This window comes from Lysobacter sp. CFH 32150 (assembly GCF_022758295.1).
Lineage (GTDB): Bacteria > Pseudomonadota > Gammaproteobacteria > Xanthomonadales > Xanthomonadaceae > CFH-32150.
The window spans coordinates 306763-325543 of record NZ_JALDWJ010000003.1; the positions used below are offsets into that span (position 1 = coordinate 306763).

The 18781-nt window shown below is 67.0% G+C and carries 12 protein-coding genes; 8 read left to right on the plus strand and 4 right to left on the minus strand.

All coding sequences use genetic code 11. The annotated features are described in order from the left end of the window. Positions 1-69 precede the first annotated feature (69 nt). On the minus strand, positions 70-609 hold the full coding sequence (locus tag MO486_RS07600) for a Dps family protein (RefSeq protein WP_242905780.1): 540 nt from the start codon (positions 607-609) through the stop codon (positions 70-72). 85 nt (positions 610-694) lie between these two features. Between MO486_RS07600 and hrpA the strand changes: the two genes are divergently transcribed. From hrpA to MO486_RS07615, 3 genes are all read left to right on the plus strand, one after another. Then, complete coding sequence (hrpA, locus tag MO486_RS07605; RefSeq protein WP_242905788.1) at positions 695-4588, plus strand: ATP-dependent RNA helicase HrpA; 3894 nt, start codon at positions 695-697, stop codon at positions 4586-4588. Positions 4589-4688: 100 nt separating this feature from the next. Beyond that, positions 4689-6830 carry a bifunctional (p)ppGpp synthetase/guanosine-3',5'-bis(diphosphate) 3'-pyrophosphohydrolase gene (locus tag MO486_RS07610; RefSeq protein ID WP_242905791.1) on the plus strand — a complete coding sequence of 714 codons (2142 nt, stop codon included), beginning with the start codon at positions 4689-4691 and terminating at the stop codon, positions 6828-6830. After that, on the plus strand, positions 6827-8314 hold the full coding sequence (locus MO486_RS07615) for a hypothetical protein (RefSeq protein WP_242905793.1): 1488 nt from the start codon (positions 6827-6829) through the stop codon (positions 8312-8314). The genes MO486_RS07610 and MO486_RS07615 overlap by 4 nt, the downstream gene beginning before the upstream one ends. Here the strand turns inward: MO486_RS07615 and MO486_RS07620 are convergent. Then, positions 8311-10413 (minus strand): glycosyltransferase, encoded by a 2103-nt coding sequence (locus MO486_RS07620; protein ID WP_242905794.1) that lies wholly within the window; start codon positions 10411-10413, stop codon positions 8311-8313. The genes MO486_RS07615 and MO486_RS07620 overlap by 4 nt on opposite strands. Before the next feature lie 88 nt (positions 10414-10501). Here MO486_RS07620 and mrcB point away from each other — a divergent pair, with 88 nt between their 5' ends. From mrcB to lepB, 5 genes are read left to right on the plus strand one after another with little or no spacing between them, the layout of a single operon-like run. Beyond that, positions 10502-12910, plus strand: coding sequence for a penicillin-binding protein 1B (mrcB, locus tag MO486_RS07625; RefSeq protein WP_242906013.1), 2409 nt, complete (start codon positions 10502-10504; stop codon positions 12908-12910). Continuing rightward, positions 12907-13413 (plus strand): hypothetical protein, encoded by a 507-nt coding sequence (locus tag MO486_RS07630; RefSeq protein ID WP_242905796.1) that lies wholly within the window; start codon positions 12907-12909, stop codon positions 13411-13413. The genes mrcB and MO486_RS07630 overlap by 4 nt, the downstream gene beginning before the upstream one ends. A gap of 1 nt (position 13414) precedes the next feature. Further along, a complete protein-coding gene (locus MO486_RS07635) occupies positions 13415-15421 on the plus strand; it encodes an ATP-dependent DNA helicase (protein ID WP_242905797.1) in 2007 nt (668 codons plus the stop codon). A 53-nt stretch (positions 15422-15474) separates the two neighbouring features. After that, positions 15475-16173 carry a tRNA (adenosine(37)-N6)-threonylcarbamoyltransferase complex dimerization subunit type 1 TsaB gene (tsaB, locus tag MO486_RS07640; protein WP_242905798.1) on the plus strand — a complete coding sequence of 233 codons (699 nt, stop codon included), beginning with the start codon at positions 15475-15477 and terminating at the stop codon, positions 16171-16173. An 18-nt stretch (positions 16174-16191) separates the two neighbouring features. After that, complete coding sequence (gene lepB, locus MO486_RS07645) at positions 16192-16815, plus strand: signal peptidase I (protein ID WP_242905800.1); 624 nt, start codon at positions 16192-16194, stop codon at positions 16813-16815. Positions 16816-16833: 18 nt separating this feature from the next. On the opposite strand, the gene MO486_RS07650 is transcribed toward lepB, so the two are convergent. Together MO486_RS07650 and gshB are read right to left on the minus strand one after the other, a co-directional pair. Then, complete coding sequence (locus MO486_RS07650; RefSeq protein ID WP_242905801.1) at positions 16834-17730, minus strand: energy transducer TonB; 897 nt, start codon at positions 17728-17730, stop codon at positions 16834-16836. After that, entirely contained in the window at positions 17730-18677 is a 948-nt protein-coding gene (gene gshB / locus MO486_RS07655) for a glutathione synthase (protein ID WP_242905802.1), read from the minus strand. The genes MO486_RS07650 and gshB overlap by 1 nt, the downstream gene beginning before the upstream one ends. Positions 18678-18781 lie beyond the last annotated feature (104 nt).

Below are 18781 nucleotides of genomic sequence, written 5' to 3' on the forward strand. Positions count from 1 at the left end.
GGTAGCAAGCCGCATTCTCACGCCCAGCGGATTCCTACCCGCCATCGGGTAGGAATTCCCGCAGATCGACTACTGCAGCAAAGACCGCAGCATCCACGCATTCTTTTCGTGCACCTGCAGCCGCTGGGTCATCAGGTCGACCGTCGGGTCATCGCCGGCGTCGTCGGCGGTCTTCAGCACTTTGCGCGCGGTGCGGCAGACGGCTTCGTTGCCGACGGTGAGCTGGCGCACCATTTCGCGCCAATCGGGGGCCTCGGTCAGGCCGGGTTCCTCCGGGATCGAGGTCAGCCGCGTGTATTCGGCATAGGACGCGGGTGCGTTGGCGCCCAGGGCGCGGATGCGCTCGGCGATGTCGTCCAGCGCCATCCACTGCTCGTTGTACTGCCCCTCGAACATCACATGCAGCGAATTGAACATCGGCCCAGTGATGTTCCAGTGGAAGTTGTGGGTCTTCAGGTACAGCGTGAAGCTGTCCGCCAGGAAGCGCGACAGGCCATCGGCGACCTTCTTGCGATCGCCGCCGCTGATGCCGATATCGATGGCCGGGGCGTTGCTCGCCACCTTCGCCGGCACGTCCGGTTTGGACTTAGCGGTTTTCGTCTTGGCCATTGCGGGTTCTCCTTCTCCATTGATGCCGCGACAATAGGCTTTGGCGGCGATGATGTGAAATGGTTTGTTCGGAACGATTCGATCAATGAAAGCTATGCAAGCAGACGCCGCGTTACGCCAGGCCCGACGCGCCATCGATGGCGCGTTGAGCCGCGACCGCGGACGCCTGCACGGCCTCTGGTCACGTTGGAGCGCGAAACCGGCGGACGTGCATGCACGCGACGCATTCGCACAGGCGTTGGCGGCTTCGGTCGCGCAACGCGAGGCGCGTGCGGCATCGCTGCCGCAGGCGCCGGTCGATCCATCGTTGCCGATCGCGAATGAAGCCGAGCGCATTGTCGCGTTGATCCGTGAACATCCTGTGGTGGTGATCGCCGGCGAGACCGGATCGGGCAAGACCACGCAGTTGCCGAAGCTGTGCCTCGCCGCCGGTCGTGGCCAGGCCGGCATGATCGGCTGCACCCAGCCGCGGCGCATCGCCGCGCGTGCGGTGGCGCGGCGCGTGGCGGAAGAGCTGCGGGTGCCGCTCGGCGGCGCGGTCGGCTACCAGGTGCGCTTCAACGAGAACGTCGGCGACAACACCGCGGTCAAGTTCATGACCGACGGCATCCTGCTGGCCGAGATCCAGTCCGATCGCTGGCTCTCGCAATACGACACGATCATCATCGACGAGGCGCACGAGCGCAGCCTCAACATCGACTTCCTGCTGGGTTACCTGAAGCAGGTGCTGGCGAAGCGACGCGACCTGAAAGTGATCGTCACTTCGGCGACGATCGATACGGAACGCTTCGCGCAACATTTCGGTGGTGCGCCGGTAGTCGATGTCGAAGGCCGCGGCTATCCAGTCGAAGTGCGTTACCGGGCGCTGGAGGGCGAGGGTGAAGACGATGGCCAGCGCACGGTGCTGAACGGCATCGTCGCGGCGTGTGACGAAATTTCACGCGAAGCGCCACTGGGCGACACGTTGATCTTCCTGCCCGGCGAGCGCGAAATCCGTGACGCACACCAGGCGCTCGAACGCCGCAAGTATCGCCACACCGAAGTGCTGCCGCTCTACGCACGCTTGTCGGCGCGCGACCAGGACCGCGTGTTCAGTCCCGGCCCGAAGCGGCGCATCGTGCTGGCGACCAACGTCGCCGAGACCTCGCTGACGGTGCCGCGCATCCATTACGTGGTCGACCCGGGCTTCGCGCGGGTCAAGCGCTATAGCCCACGACAGAAACTCGATCGCCTGCACATCGAGGTGATTTCGCAAGCCAGCGCCGACCAGCGCAAGGGGCGCTGCGGCCGCATCGCGCCGGGCACCTGTTACCGGCTCTACGCTGAAGCGGACTTCGCAGCGCGCGCGCAGTACACCGACCCGGAAATCCGCCGCGCTGCACTGGCCGGCGTGATCCTGCGCATGCTGTCGCTGGGGTTGGGACGCATCGAAGAGTTTCCGTTCCTGGAACCGCCCGATCCGCGCGCGGTCGCCGACGGCTGGCAGACCCTGGCCGAACTCGGTGCCGTCGACGAGCACCGCAAGCTGACGCCGGTTGGCAAGCTGATGGCGCGGCTGCCGGTCGACGTGAAGCTCGCACGCATGCTGGTCGCGGCGCATGCGCACGGTTGCGTGCACGAGATGCTGGCGATCGCGAGCTTCCTAGGCATCCAGGATCCGCGCGAGCGTCCAGCCGACCAGCGTGCGGCTGCCGACAACGCGCATGCGCAGTTTGCCGACCAAAAATCGGAATTCGTCGGCATCCTGAAGTTGTGGAATGCCTATCGCGAGGCGCACGAGGAGTTCACCCAGTCGCAGCTGCGCAAGTGGGCGGACAAGCACTTCCTCGGTTTCCTGCGCCTGCGCGAGTGGCGCGAACTGCATCGGCAGCTGAAGCTGCTGTGCGACGAACTCGGCTGGCGCCAGAACGAGACGCCAGCCGAGTACGGGGTCCTGCACCGGGCCCTGATCGCCGGCCTGCCGACGCAGATCGGCAATCGCACCGAGCGTGGCCAGTACGATGGCCCGCGCGGACGCAAGTTCCAGCTGTTCCCGGGTTCGGCATTGGCGAAAAAACCACCACCGTGGGTGTTGTCGGCGACCCTGCTCGACACCGAACGCGTGTGGGCGCTGACCAATGCCACGATCGAACCAGACTGGGCGATCGCCGAGTTGCCGCACCTGTTGGCGCGCCGTCACCACGATCCGCGCTGGGCGCGTTCGCAAGGTCGCGTGGTCGGCAGCGAGCAGATCAGCCTGTTCGGCCTGGTGCTGGCACCCAAACGGCCGGTGCATTACGGTGCGCTATATCCGGAGGAAAGCCGCGCGATCTTCGCCCGCGATGCGCTGGTGAGCGGCGAGATCAACACGCGCAGTGCCTTCCTCGCGCGCAACCTGCGTACGCTGGCGCAAGCCAGCGAGGAAGAGGCGAAGCAGCGCCGGGCCGGCCTGGTGGTCGATGAGGAATGGATGGCGCAGTGGTACCTAGACCGCCTGCCGCCGCATGTGCACAACGCGCAGGCGCTGGACGCTTGGTACGCCAGGTTGCCGGCCGCAGAAAAGGCGGCGCTCGAATGGACCCTGGAGGATCTGCTGATCGGCGGCGAAACCGAAGCCGCGCGTTTCCCGCCGTTCCTCGCCCTGGGCAATGCGCGACTTGCGGTGGCTTATCGTTTCGAGCCTGGCGCCCCCGACGACGGCATGACCGTGACGGTGCCATTGCACCTGCTCAACGCGCTCGATCCCGCGCGGCTGTCGTGGTTGGCGCCGGGTTTCGTCGCCGACAAGGCGACTGCATTGATCAAGACGCTGCCAAAAACGCTGCGCCGCAATTTCGTGCCGGCACCGGATTTCGCCCGTGCCTTCGCCGAAGCCTGGCCGCAGCCAAGCGCGGATGCGCTGGAAGGCGAACTTGCGCGCTTCCTGCACAAGGCCACGGGCGTGGCGTTGCCGGCTACCGAGTTCGACATTGTGTCCATCGAACCGCACTTGCGCGTCAACCTGCGTTTACTCGACCACGACAACAAGACGGTCTTGGCCGAGTCGCGCGACCTCGACGAGTTGCGTACACGTTTTGGTGCGCGCGCCGCGGCTGCATTTGCTGCGCGCGCCGCGGAAGGCCTGGCGCAACGTGGACTGACGACCTTTCCTGACACGCCCATCCCGGTTTCGGTGCCCGGCGCGGGTGGTGTGCCGGCCTATCCGGCACTCGATGACGACGGCGACAGCGTGTCGCTGTCGGTGCATGCGGATCGCGCCGAGGCCCAACGCCGACATCCACTCGGTGTGCGCCGGCTGCTACAACTCGCGCTCGGGGACAAACTGAAGCAGGCGCGCAAGCAACTGCCAGCGCAGCCGAAGACTGCATTGTTGTACGCGGCGATCGAATCGGCGGCGCCGCGACCAGGCAGCGGCAATGATGGCGATCGATTGCGCACGGACCTCGTCGATGGCGCCTTTGCCGCCCTGGTCGCCGAGGGCCTCGATGACATCCGCGATGCCGCCGCGTTCGCCCAGCGTCGCGACACGGTCGCCAAAGGGCTGTTCCCGGAAGCGGTGGCGCGGCTGCAGCAGGCCGAGACCATCCTCGGCCTGATCGCGGAAGTGCGGGCGAAGCTCGATTCGAAACTCATCGGCTGGGCCAGTGGCAACCTCGATGACATGCGCAAGCAGCTTGCTGCACTGGCCCCGCCGGGTTTCCTGCGCGACGTGCCGGCCAGCGTGCTCGTTGAGTATCCGCGCTACCTGAAGGCATTGGTGCTGCGCGGCGAGCGCGCACTGCGCGATCCCGTCCGCGACCAGGCGCGCATGCTGGAGCTCAAGCCCTTCGCCGACGCGCTGGCCGCGGCGAACGAGATGGCCGGTCACGCCGAATGGCAGGCGCTGCGCTGGGAGCTGGAGGAGCTGCGGGTGTCGCTGTTCGCACAGGAACTCGGTGCGCGCGGTGGGGTGTCGCCCAAGCGGCTGGCGGCGCGATTGGCCCGATTGCGCGCGTCGTGAATGAAGCCAGTACCAGCTGCCATCAGGGGCCCGTAGTCGCCGTCGACACACCCCGCTACTGTAGGGTTGCGGTTCGTACCGCGATCAAACGTTTCCACACGTGAGCACGAGCACCTCCGACACGCTGTCCGCACTGCTGGCGCAAGCGCCGGCCGATGCGATCGCGCCGGCGTTGCGGCGTGAGCTGCTGGCGGTCAACGATGGCGATGCCTTCGCAGGTGCCGTTGATCCACCGGTCGTGCTGGAGGATACGTTGGCGTCGCTGGCCACACTCGGCGCCGACGGCGAAGTCGCCGCCGCGGCGATCCTGCATGTCCTGCCGGGCCTGCGCGCGCAGCTTGGCGACAAACTCGAACGCAGCTTCCCCGGTGTCGCCGCACTGCTCGAAGGCCAGCGCGCCGCGGCACAGGTGTGGGCGCTGCATGCCGAACAACGCGATGGCGGCAGCAGCGAAGGCCTGCGCCGGCTGCTGCTGGCGATCGTGCGCGACTTGCGCGTGGTGCCGATCCTGCTGTCGCGGCACTTGGCGCGCCTGCGCATCGCCACGCAATTGCCCCCGGACAAGCGCCGCGCGCTGGCCCAACTGACGCGCGACATCCATGCGCCACTGGCCAACCGGCTCGGCATCTGGCAACTGAAGTGGGAGCTGGAAGACCTCGCCTTCCGCCACCTCGAACCGGACATCTACCAGCGCATCGCGCGCCTGCTCGACGACAAGCGCAGCGGACGGGAGCGCTACATCGAGGCGGTGAAGGCGCAGCTGCGCGAAGCGCTGGCGGCGCAGGGCGTGAAGGCCGAAGTCGCCGGACGGCCGAAGCATATCTACAGCATCTGGAAGAAGATGCAGAAGAAGAACGTGCCCATCGGGGAACTTTATGATCTGCGCGCGGTGCGCGTGCTGGTCGATGACGTCGGTGCCTGCTACGCCGCGCTCGGCGTGGTGCATGCGCAGTGGGTGCCGGTTCCCAGTGAGTTCGACGACTACATCGCCCGGCCCAAGCGCAACGATTACCGCTCGCTGCACACCGCGGTGATCGGGCCGGAAGGCAAGACGCTGGAAGTGCAGATCCGCACCCACGAGATGCATGCACAGGCCGAACTCGGCGTCGCCGCGCACTGGAAATACAAGGAAGGCGGCAAGAGCGGCAGCGATGCCGCGCTGGAAAAACGCATCGCCTGGATGCGACAGCTGCTCGAAGGCGACGACAGCGGCCTGCTGCGCGAGCTCGACAGCGAACTCGCCGAAGACCGCATCTATGTGCTCACGCCCAAGGGCGAAGTGATCGACCTGCCGCAGGGGGCGACACCGCTCGATTTCGCCTACCACGTGCACACGATGGTCGGGCATCGCTGCCGCGGCGCCAAGGTCGACGGCCGCATCGTGCCGCTCGACCATGTGCTGCGCAGCGGCGATCGCGTCGAGATCATGACCGGCAAGGTCGCCGAACCGCGCCGTGACTGGCTGATCGCCGCGAATGGCTTCCTTGCCAGCGCGCGTTCGCGCGAGAAGGTGCGCAACTGGTTCCACAAACTCGATCGCGCGCGCAACCTGCAGGCCGGGCGCGAGTTGCTGGACAAGGAACTGAAACGGCTCGGCCTGGCGAAAGCCGACCTTGCGCCAATCCTGTCGAAGTTCAACGTCGCCACCGACGACGACCTGTGCGTCCTGATCGCGCTGGGCGATGCGGGCCCGCACCAGGTCGGCCGCGCGCTGCTCGAACACGAACGCGCGATGGCCGAACCCGAGCCTGTGCCGACGCTGATCGTGCCGCCGCGCCGGCAGGCGCCGCGCAAGCGCTCTGATTTCACCGTGGAAGGCATCGGTAACCTGCTGGTGCAACCCGCGCGTTGCTGCCAGCCGCTGCCGGGCGAACCCGTCGTCGGCTATCTCACGCGCGGCCGCGGCGTGTCGGTGCATCGCGTCGATTGCGCCACGTTCCTGCGCCTGTCCGCCACGCAACCGCAGCGGGTAATGACGGTGGAGTGGGGCGGCAAGGGCAGTGGCTACGAAGTCGACATCGCGTTGCTGGCGCTGGACCGCAAATGGTTGCTGAAGGATCTCAGCAATCTCATCGCGCAGGAAAACGCGCACGTCGCCGATATCCACACCGAACCGGAACGCGGTAGTGGCCGGGTGCGGTTGCGCCTGCGCCTGCGCGTCAACGATTTCGGACAACTGTCCACCCTGCTGGGCAAGTTGGCCGCGGTGCCGGGTGTCGAGGAAGCGCGGCGCGCGACATGAGTGCAACGCAGTCGGCATCGCTGCGCCATCGCGTCGCCTGGTTGCTGGCGGCGCTCGTAATGCTGGGATTGCTGGCGATCGTGTTCCGCCAGCCTTTGGCGGATCGTCTGTGGCCGGAAGCTCGCGCGCAACGCCTGCGAGAGGCCGCGGCGCAGGCGTTGGCGCACGACAAGTTGACCGCGGCGGATGGCAGCGGGGCGCGCGAACTTTATGAAGCGGCCTTGGCGCTCGATCCCGATCGCGATGAGGCCCGCGTCGGGTTGCAGCGTGTCGCACTGGCGGCGCTGGCACAGGCGCGACGGGCGACGCAGGCGCAGCGTTTCGAGGATGCGCATCGCGCCTTGCAGCTGGCGCGCGACTTGGCAGTGCCGCGCGCAGAGGCCGACGCGGTGGCGGAAACGTTGCGCAAACGCGAAGCCGAAGTCGCCGGCATCGATGGGCTGCTGGCGCAGGCCGCCGCTGCGCGCAAGGCCGGACGCCTCGACGGTGATGGCACTGCGGCGCTGCCGCTGTACCGGCGTGTACTCGCCTTGCAACCCAATCGTACCGAAGCGCTGGAAGGTCGCGAGGATGCGTTGTCGGAGCTGCTGCAACGGGCCGCCGGCCTGATCGAGCAGAAGCAATTGGCGGAGGCGGCGGCGCTGGTCGCACGCGCACGCGAGTACGACCCCGGGCACGTGGACCTGCCCGACATGCAGGCGCAACTCGCGCGCGCGGCCGACGCGCGCCGCACGCAAGGCCAGCGTTTCCTGCGGCGTGGACGCCTGGACGCAGCTGCAGCGGCTTATCGCGACGTGCTGGCAGTCGCTACCGACGATGCCGATGCGCAGTCAGGCCTGGAACGGGTGGCGCAGGCCTACGGGCAGCGCGCCGAACGTTACGCGGCTGATTTCCGCTTCGCCGATGCCGAACGTGTTCTGCGCCAGGCACGCGAAATCGCGCCGCAATCGCCAGCGCTGGTAGAGGCCGAACGCAGCCTCGCGCAAGCGCGGCAGCATCAACGGCAACTGCATATTCCGGCGAACAGTGCGCAGCGGGCGCGTCGCGTGCGCCAGTTGCTCGCCGCCGCTGCGGCTGCCGAAACCCGTGGCGACCTGCTCGCACCACCCGGCGAAAGCGCCTACGACCACTTGCGCGCGGCACGTGCGCTGGCGCCGAACGACCCCGCGGTACGGCGTGCATCGGCGCGTTTGCTGCCGGCGGCGAAAACATGTTTCGAGGATGAGTTGCGCGGCAACCGCCTCGTGCGCGCACAGGCCTGCCTGGATGTGCGATTGCAATTGGAAGGAGACACGGCCAGCGCGCGCGATGCGCGCCGGCGGTTGGCGTCACGCTGGATCGCGGTTGGCGACGAGCGGCTGGGCGCGGGCGAACTCGATGTCGCGAAGCGGGCGCATGCCGCGGCGCAAGCGCTGGATCCGAAGACGCCGGGATTGGCCGCACTCGCCGAGCGTTTGCGCGCAGCGGCGCCAGCCGACGATTAATTCGTACGTAGCAAGACCCGCCGCACGACTTCGCGTCCGGCGTCGAGCGAGAAATGGCTGGCGACGTTGTCGAGCCCATTCGCGCTCAACTGTTGCCACAAGTCGCCGTCTTGATACAAGCGCACGACCGCGTCGGCGAAACCTTCGGCGTCGTCTGCCACCAGCACATCGGTGCCATCGCGAAGGTGCATGCCTTCTACTGCGCACGTGGTGGCTACGATCGGCTGTCCATGCGCCATGCTCAGGTTGATCTTGCCTTTCACGCCAGCGCCGTAACGCAGCGGTGCCAGGCCGATGCGCGCACCGTCCATATACGGCGCGATGTCGGGCAGATGACCGTGGACGATGACGCCGGCGTGTTGCGCCAGCGCTGCAATCTGGCCCGGGACATTGCTGCCGATGCAATGGAACGTCACTTCCGGCAGGCGCGCGCGGACCAGCGGGAACACCGCTTCGACGAACCAGCGCACCGCATCGACATTCGGCGGGTGCCGGAAGCCACCAACGAACACCAGGTCGCGGCGTTGCGCGAACGGTTGCCCGGGACCGGACAGCTGGTGCAGGTTGGACAGCACCTCGACTTGGGCCTTCGGCGCATCCTTGGCCAACAGTTCGCGTTCGCTGTCGCTGACCACCAAGGTCACGTCCGCCCGTGCGATCACGGCCAATTCCTGCGCCCGCGTACGCGCCGCAGCACGCAGCAGGGCCGGGTCGCCCGCCATTTCGGCGCCACGTTGTTCACGCAGGTAATGCAGGTCGACCGAATCGAACACGATCCGCGCCTGCGGCGCATGCCGGCGCAACAGCAGCAGGAACTCGCGGGCGACGTAATGGCGTGAGACGAGGATGGTGTCGAAGCGCGGGCCGTGTTCGCGCAGCCAGCCGGGCGCGCGTTGTGCTCCAGGTGCGTACCAGGCTTCCACACCGAGTTGCTGCAAGGCGGCAGTGTAAGTGCCCACATGCTCGCGATTGGAGGGCAGGAATACCACGTGCGCACCGTCTTCCTGCAACAGCCGGATCAGGTTCACCAGGCGCAGCGAACCGGAGTCGTGGTCGGGCCGTGGCGTCAGCGCATCGATGATGAGCACTTGCTTGTCGCGCGCATGCACCACGGCCGGTGATGGCATCGTGCCAGCCGCCGGCTGCCGCTGCAGCGCAGCCTGCCATTTCGCGGCGAAGCGCTCGCGATTGCGCACCTGATAGGCCTTGATGCCGCTGCCGGTGTCGGTGCCGGCAGTGACTCCTTCGACGTGGACTACGCGCGCGGCAGGCTGGTAAAGCACGCGTTTGCCGTGCTGTCGCACCGCAAAGGCGAGGTCCGTGTCTTCGTAATAGGCCGGTGCGTAACGCGTGTCGAAACCGCCAAGGCCGGCAAACAAGCTGCGTGGCAGCGCGATTGCCGCGCCGCTGGCGTAATCGCAATCGCGCAGATAGGCGTAGCGGCAGTCGTCGGGTGCAGCGAAGCGCCCGTAATTCCAGCCGCTGCCATCGGCGAACACGACACCGCCCGCTTCCTGCAGTCGCCCATCCGGGTACAGCAGTTGCGCACCGACCAGTCCCGCATCGGGATGCGTGTCGAACGTGCCCAGCAGCGCATCCAGCCACCCCGGTTGCGGCACCGTGTCGTTGTTGAGGAAGATGAGGAAGTCGCCACGCGCCAGGGCTGCGCCGTCGTTGCAGGCGGCGATGAAGCCGCCATTCGTGGCGCGGCGGTGGTAACGCAGGCCCTTGATTCGTGGCAGTGCCGTGGTTGTTTCGTCGGAGGAGCCATCGTCGACCACGATGATCTCGACGCCGGCCTGTGGCGGATGCTCGGCCAGCGCACGCAAACAGACCAGCGTGTGCGCGAACTGGTTGAACACGGGGATCACGATGCTGGCGCGCGGCGTGTCGGCATCCGGCACCGCGAACGGCGCGAATGGCGCGGCATCCGGGAAATACAGCCCCGCCCGCTGTTCAGCCGGGACCCGATGGAACTGCGACTTGACCCGCTGCCAGCTCGCGCCCCATCCGCGGGTGCGCAGGCTCACCAGGCCGCGGTGGCAGAGACCGAGCGCGCGTTGGAACAGGAAGCGCGCATCGGCCAACGACATCGGCATGCCAACGGAACTCCGGCTGACTACGGGACCTGCGGCCCAGTGCGGCGTTGGGACGCTGCGCTAGACTCGCTACTCCGCCCATTGTCGCATCCCCGTGGCCATCGATTACGACGAAGACGAAGACCTCGACGACGACACCTCCACACCGGACTGGCGTCGTCGCCTGATCACCTGGGCCCTCGCCGCGGCGGGCCTCGGCCTTGGGTTCCTGATCCCGTACACGCTGTACCTGAACCACCAGGTTGGCGAACGTTTCGGCCAGTTGCGCTGGCAGATCCCGACCCGGGTTTATGCGCGGCCGCTCGAACTGCGGCCGGGCGTGGCGATGGACGCGCAGACGCTGAAGACCGAACTAGATGCCGCCGCCTATCGAGACGACGGCGCCGGCGTGCGCCCGGGTAGCTATATGCGCAAGGGCGGGCGCTGGCTGATCGCGAGCCGCGGTTTCTTCGATGTCGACGGCCAGGTCGCGCCACGCCGGATCGAGGTGGTGGTGTCGGGCGGCCGTGTTGCCAGCGTCCGCGATGCTGCGCGCAAGCAGAGCGTGAAAGTCGCGCGGCTGGACCCGGCGCGTATCGCCACGCTGTACGGCCAGCAGCAGGAAGAACGCCGGCTGGTGCGGATCGAGGAAGTGCCGGAGCTGCTGGTGACCGGGCTGCAGGCGGTCGAGGATCGCGATTTCAATCATCACCACGGTATCGATTTTGGCGGCATCCTGCGCGCCGTCTGGGTCAATCTGCGTTCCGGTGAAGCCAGGCAGGGCGCGAGCACGCTCACCCAGCAGCTAGCACGCAGCGGCCTGCTCGGTATCGGCAAGGAACAGACGATCACCCGCAAGTTCAACGAGGTCCTGTACGCGATGCTGATCGAGGCGCGCTACGACAAGCGCACCATCCTCGAGGCCTACTTCAACCAGGTCTATCTCGGCCAACGCGGCTCGCAGGCGATCCATGGCGTCGCCGCTGGCGCCGAGTTCTGGTTCGGTCGCGACCTGCGCGACCTCACCACCGAGCAGATCGCGTTGCTGATCGGCATCGTCAAGGGCCCATCCGCCTACGATCCGCGCCGCAACCCGGAACGCGCGCTGGAACGCCGCAACTTCGCCCTCGGCAAGATGCACGAGTCCAGCCTGATCAACGACGCCGAGCTCGAGCGCGCGAAAAAAGCGCCACTGGGCGTGACACCGACGCCGATGAATGTCGCCAATCGCTTTCCGGCGTACGTCGATCTGATCCGCCGCCAGCTCGCTCGCGACTATCCGGCCGATGCGCTGCAGGGTGCGGGACTGAGCGTGCTCAGCGGGATGTCGCCGTCGGCGCAGGCCTATGCCGAGGGCGCGGTCACGCGCACGTTGAAGGCGGTCGAGAACAAGAAGCGGCCGCCGCTGGAGGCGGGCCTCGTGATGACCGACGTGCACAACGGCGAAGTCGTCGCCATGGTCGGCAGCCGCAGCTTCGCCGAGCACGGATTCAATCGCGCGGTCGAAGCGCAGCGTCCGGTCGGTTCGCTGCTGAAGCCGTTCGTCTATCTGCTGGCCTTGGCGCAGCCGGGCAAGTATTCGCTGGCGAGCTGGGTCGACGATGCGCCGGTGACGGTCTCGCTTGGCCGCAACAAGAAATGGAATCCCGGCAATTCCGATGGCCGCAGCCACGGCAGCGTGCGCCTGATCGATGCGCTCGCGCAGTCGTACAACCAGGCCACGGTGCGCGTCGGCATGCAGGTGGATCCCGAACGCATCGCCGACCTGATCCGCACCCTCGCCGGCATCGAAGCGGACAAGAATCCGTCGCTGATCCTTGGTGCCGTCGACCAGAGTCCGTATGCGATGGCGCAGCTGTACCAGTTCCTCGCGTCCGGCGGTGAAATCCAGCCGCTGCATGCGGTGCGCGGCGTGCTCGATCCCAACGGCAAGGCGCTCAACCGCTACGACACCGCGCCGGCGCCGGCGCAGGAAGGCGATGCGATCGCCGCGCGGCTGGTGACCACCGCGCTGCAGCATGCGGTCACCTCCGGCACTGGTCGGCAGCTGATGGGTGACGGCCTCGGCCGCCTGCAGCCAGCAGGCAAGACCGGGACCAGCAACGACAGCCGCGACAGCTGGTTCGCCGGTTACACCGGCGACCACCTCGCCGTGGTGTGGGTCGGCAACGACCAGAACCAACCCACCGGCCTGTACGGCGCGACGGGTGCCATGCGCGTGTGGTCGGGCATTTTTTCGCGCCTGCCGAGTGCGCCGCTGGAAGTCGGCAGCAAGGGTGTGGATTGGCAGTGGGTGCTGGGTTCGAACAGTACCGATCCAAGCTGTCCCGGCGCGCGTCGTTTCGCTTTCGTCGCCGGGTTCGCGCCGCCGTATACGCCGTGCGTGGCAGCGCCGCCAGCGGAAGAAGAAGGCGGCGGTTGGCGCGACTGGTTCGGTTGGGGCGACAAGGACAAGGCATCCGAGCAGCCCGCGGCACCACCGCAGCCAGAACCGCAAGCAGAACCGGAACAGCCATGATGCGCTTGCTTCCAGTCGTCATCGCGGTGATGTTGGCCGCTTGCGCGACCACGCCTCCGCCGCAGACGAAGTTCGTGACGACGCAGGCGCCCGAGGCCCTGGTCGCGACCATCCGCGCCGCAGCTGGCAACGACGAAGACGAACTCGCGGTGCAACCACTGCGCGATCCGCACGTGGAGGATCTGCGCCAGCAGGCCGTCCAACTCGAACGCAACCATCTGTACCGCGCCGCCGCTACCGTGCTCGACCAGGCCCTGGTGATCAATCCGGATGACCCGGCGGTGCTGCAGGAACGCGCTGAAGTGGCGATCCTGCTGCGCGACTTCGAGCAAGCCGAAACGCTCGCACGCCACGCCTACGATGCCGGTGCGAAAGTCGGGCCGTTGTGCCGGCGGCACTGGGCGACGATCGAGCAGGTCCGCATCGCCAACGACGATGCGGTGAATGCCGCGGCAGCCAAGGCGCAACTCGCGACCTGCAAGGCCGCCCAGAACCCTTACTAGCATGTCCGAACTTACTGCCAGCAGTCGCGCCGCACTGGCCGAAGGCGGTGCGCTTGCCGAGGCGATTCCCGCCTTCGCACCGCGACCGGCGCAACAGCGGCTCGCGGTCGCGGTCGCGCACGCATTCGAGCAACGCGACGTGCTGCTGGCCGAAGCCGGCACCGGTACCGGCAAGACCTACGCCTACCTCGTGCCCGCATTGTTGTCGGGGCTGAAGACGATCATCTCCACCGGCACGCGCGCGCTGCAGGACCAGCTGTTCTTCCGCGATCTGCCGCGCGTACGCGACGCGCTCGGCGTCGGCCTGAAGACGGCGCTGCTGAAAGGGCGCGCCAACTACCTCTGCAAATATCGCCTCGAAAAAGCCAAAGGCGAACCAAAGTTCACCTCGCGCGAACAGGTTGCGCAGTTCCAGCGCATCGTCGCGTGGGGCGGCCGTACGCGCATGGGTGATCTGGCCGAACTCGACGCGCTGCCCGAGGATTCGCCGTTGTTGCCGCTGGTGACGTCGACGGCCGAGAACTGCCTCGGCAGCGAATGTCCGTTCTGGTCGGAATGCTTCGTCGTACAGGCGCGCCAGCGCGCGCAGACCGCCGATGTCGTCGTCGTCAATCACCACCTGCTGCTGGCCGACCTTGCGTTGAAGCAGGAAGGCTTCGGCGAAATCCTGCCGGGTGCACAGGCCTTCGTGGTCGACGAGGCGCATCAGTTGCCCGACCTGGCTGCACAGTTTTTCGGCGAAGGCCTCGGCGCGCGACCGCTGGTGGAGCTGGCGCGCGATGCGCTGGGCGAATGCAAGGACGTACCGGGTTCCCTGGCGACATTGCAGGACCCGGTGCGCCAACTCGAACACGCCGCCCGCGCCTTGCGCGCGGCGATGGACACGCTGCCGATGCGCGGCACGCAACGACGCGCGTTGCAGGAAGCGTCCGTGCGCGACGCGTTCGATGCGCTCGGTGCTGCGCTGGCGCATATGACCGAGGCGCTGGCGACGTTGCGCGATGCTTCACCCGGTTTCGATGGCTGCCATGCGCGGGCACGGGATTTCGGCGCACGGCTCGCACGTTGGCTGGATGTTTCCGGTCAGCACGATGAAATGGATGACGAGTCGGCTGGGAACGCCGACAACGTCCTGTGGTTCGAACTGTCCCCGCGTGGCTTCCGGTTGCAGCGCACACCGCTGGATGTCTCCGGTCCGCTGCGCGAGCACCGCGAACGCTCGCACGCGGCCTGGGTATTCACTTCGGCGACGCTCGCCGTCGCCGGAGGTTTCGACCATGTCGCCACGCGGCTCGGGCTCGACGCGCCGACCACGCTGCTGGAACCGAGCCCGTTCGACTGGAACACGCAAGCGTTGTGCTACCTGCCGCAGCGATTGCCAGAACCGATGTCGCGTGACTACAACGCCGCGCTGGTCGACGCGTTGCGACCGGTGCTGGAAGCCTCGAGCGGCCGCGCCTTCGTGCTGTTCGCCTCGCACCGCGCGTTGCGCGAAGCGGCCGAATCGTTGCGCGGCGGGCCGTGGCCGCTGTTCGTCCAGGGCGAATCGCCGCGGCATGTGCTGCTGCAGCGCTTCCGCGAATCCGGCAATGGCGTGCTGCTGGGCGCCGCCAGTTTCCGCGAAGGCGTCGACGTCGCCGGTGCCGCGCTCAGCGTGGTGGTGATCGACAAGCTACCGTTCGCCGCGCCGGACGACCCGGTGTTCGAGGCACGACTGGAAGCGATCCGACGCAGCGGCGGCAATCCGTTCCGCGACGAACAACTGCCGCAGGCGGTGATCGCATTGAAGCAGGGCGTCGGTCGCCTGATCCGCACCGAATCCGATCGCGGCGTCCTCGTGCTGTGCGATCCGCGCCTGCTCGGCAAAAGCTATGGTCGCGTCTTCCTCGACTCCCTGCCGCCGTTGCCGAAGACCCGGGACGTGGCGGATGTCGAAGCGTTCTTTGCGGCAGAGGGGGGCTCGTTAGAATCAGTTGCAGTCCTCGCGGCGGAGAATGCACATGGCTGACGAACCACAGACGGCCTCGGCAATGTGCCGCACCTCGATGGCGCATTCTTGAAATGAAATTGCTCGCCTTCGAAACCGCAACCGAAGCCTGTTCGGTCGCCGTCTACAACGATGGCGAGGTGCATGAGCGCTTCGAGTTGGCGCCACGCCGTCACGCGGAACTGGCACTGCCATGGGCCGAGCAACTACTGGCCGATGCCGGCATCGCCAAATCGCAACTCGATGCGATCGCCGTCGGTCGCGGCCCCGGCGCATTCACCGGCGTGCGGCTTGCGATCTCGATCGCGCAGGGCATCGCGCTGGCGATGGACAAACCGGTGGTGCCGGTGTCGACGCTGGCGGCGCTTGCGATGCAAGCGCAGGGCAAACGCATCGTTGCCGCGATCGACGCGCGCATGGGGGAGATCTATGTGGCAGCGTTCGAGCGCGATGGCTCCGGCCTGCGTGCGCTAAGCCAGGAAGCCGTGGTCAAACCGGAAGCGGCCATCATTCCCGATGGGGGCGACTGGCACGGCATCGGCACCGGTTTCGCGGCGGTCGGCGGTGTCCTGCAACAACGATTCTCCGACCGCCTTGCGATCGTCGATGCCAGCGCGCTGCCGCACGCAGCCGATGTCGCACTTCTGGCTGCGATGGCATTCGCGCGCGGGGAACTCATGGCGCCCGAGCGCGTCGAACCGGCCTACCTGCGCGACAACGTCGCTCTCACCATCGTGGAACAAAAGGCGTTACGCGACGCGGGCCGAACCTGACGACGAACGAGGAGCGAAATGATCGAGGCCGAATCTTCCGACCTGCGTATGCGTGCCAAGCGCTGGCTGCGCGCGGAGTTGGTGCCGATGCTGATGCTGGTCCTGTTACTGACCGCGGCACGTTCCTCGTTCGCCAATCACTACGTCGTCCCCACCGGGTCGATGGAACCGACCTTGATGCCCGGCGACCGGGTTGCAGTCGACATGAGCGCCTACGGCGTGCGGATTCCCTTCACCAACTTCGATGTGATCCCGCGCGACAAACCCCGGCGTGGCGATATCGCTGTCTTCGACGCGCCGGATGACGGTACGCGCCTGATCAAGCGCGTCGTCGCGGTGGCTGGAGACGAAGTCGAGCTGATCAATGGCCGCCTTACGGTGAATGGCCACGTCCTGCACGGAGACGAGCCCGGCGTGGAGTGGCTCGGCGGGCGTAAGGTCACGTTGAACCTCGACGCTGGCGGCGGTCCCGATATCAATGGCCTGATCGTGCCTGAAGACAAGGTGCTGGTCCTTGGAGATCACCGCGGCAACAGTCGCGATGGCCGCTTCTTCGGCCTGGTGCCTGCGCACGAGCTGTACGGCAAGGCGGTCGGCGTGTACTACCGGCGCGAGCAGGGATTGGTCTGGAAGCGGCTCTGAACGCGCGCCGCTAGCGACCTACTCGTCGATCAACTCGCCACCCGCGCGGAAATGCCAGGTACGGGTCACGTGCAGGATGTCGATGTCTTCCTGCGTCTTCGGCAGCGGCGCGTAGGGTTCGGCTAGGCGCACGATGCGCAGCGCTGCGGCGTCGAGCATCGGGATCTGGCTGGACTGGATGATCTCTACGCGTTCGATGCTGCCGTCGCGCTTGACCGCCACGCTGAGCACAAGCACGCCGCCGATGTGGCGGCGGCGCGCTTCCTCGGGATAGTTGAGGTTGCCGACGCGCTCGACTCGGTCGCCCCATCTGCGCAAGTACGCGGCGTACGCGTACTCCTTCGTACTGGCGGAGACGAACTTGCGCTTCGGTCGCTTGGCGTAGCGCTCGGTGCGCATATGGATTTCGGCAGCGAGTCGCGCCATCGCCATGTCGTGTTCGATTTTTTCCTGGCTGGGCGGCAGCGGACGCTCGGTCGGCGTCGGCGTTGCTTCGGGTCGCGCTGCGCGCACGTCGCTGCGCGTGCTGCTGGTGACCACGCGCGTCTGCGGCGGCGGTTGCTCCGCGGGCGACTGCGCGCGCATCGGCTGCGGGGCGACGCCGGGCTCGGGCTGTGGTGCGATACCCGTCTGGCTGTCGCGTGGACGCGTGCTCTTGTCGTGCTCGCCACCGCCCTGGTTGCTGGCCTGGGCGAGGAAGTCCGCCTGTTCCGGTGTCAGCGGCGTCTGGGTCTGGGTCAGGATCACGTCGAGGGTCGGCATCACCCGCGCTGCGTCGTCGAGGGCGAAGCCGACGCCGAGCACCAGCAGCCCATGCACCAGCAGCGACAGCACGAAGGTTGCGCTGAGGCGCTGGTTGTCGCCGATGTCACGCTGATGAACAGCCGGCTGGCCTGGGGCGACGACCACGGACATCAGGCGAGCTTTGCTTCAATCGCGTCGAACAAGGTATTGGCGATGTTCAGGCCGAACTGGGCATCGAGTTCGCGGATGCAGGTCGGGCTGGTGACGTTCACTTCGGTCAAGTAGTCGCCGATGACATCGAGGCCGACGAAGACCATGCCGCGGCGCTTGAGTTCGGGGCCGACCTGGGCCGCGATCCAGCGGTCGCGTTCCGACAGCGGTTGGCCGATGCCCTTGCCACCGGCGGCGAGGTTGCCGCGGAATTCGTCGCCCTGCGGGATGCGGGCCAGACAGTAGTCCACCGGCACACCGTCGATCAGCAGGATGCGCTTGTCGCCCAGCGCGATCTCCGGCAGGTAGCGCTGGGCCATGGCCAGGTGGTGGCCGCCGCCGGTCAGGGTCTCGAGGATGACGTTGAGGTTGGCCTCGCCGGCCCGGGCACGGAAGATCGAACGCCCGCCCATGCCGTCCAGCGGCTTCAGCACCGCCTCGCCGTGTTCGGCGACGAAGGCCTTGAGGGCGGTGTGGTCACGGCTGACCAGGGTGGGCGGGCAACACTGGGGATATTCCAGCGCTGCCAGCTTCTCGTTCATGTCGCGCAGGCCCTGCGGGTCGTTGACCACCAGGGCGCCGGCGCGCTGCGCCAGGGTCAGGATCTGGGTGTCGTGGATGTAGGTCGGGTCGACTGGTGGATCTGTGCGCATCATCACAATTTGGCCGGGACCGAAAGCCAGCGGCGAAGGCTGCCCCAGCTCGAACCAGCCGGCCTTGTCGTCCCGGACCTGCAAGGGCGCCGCCGTGGCCTGAGCCCGGCCGTCGACGACGGCCAGCCCACCGGGAAAGACGTAATGCAGGCGATGGCCGCGGCGTTGCGCCTCGAGCAGCATTGCGAACGTGGAATCCTTGGCGATCTTGATCGACCCGATCGGGTCCATCACGACGACGACATCAAGTGGCATGACGAGAGTCAGGGGGATGCGGGCGCGTGATGGTAGCAGGCGCGTTGCGCGTTGCCGGGGGTGCGTATCGCAACCTGACAGGTTCAGAATTCACGTGAAGCATG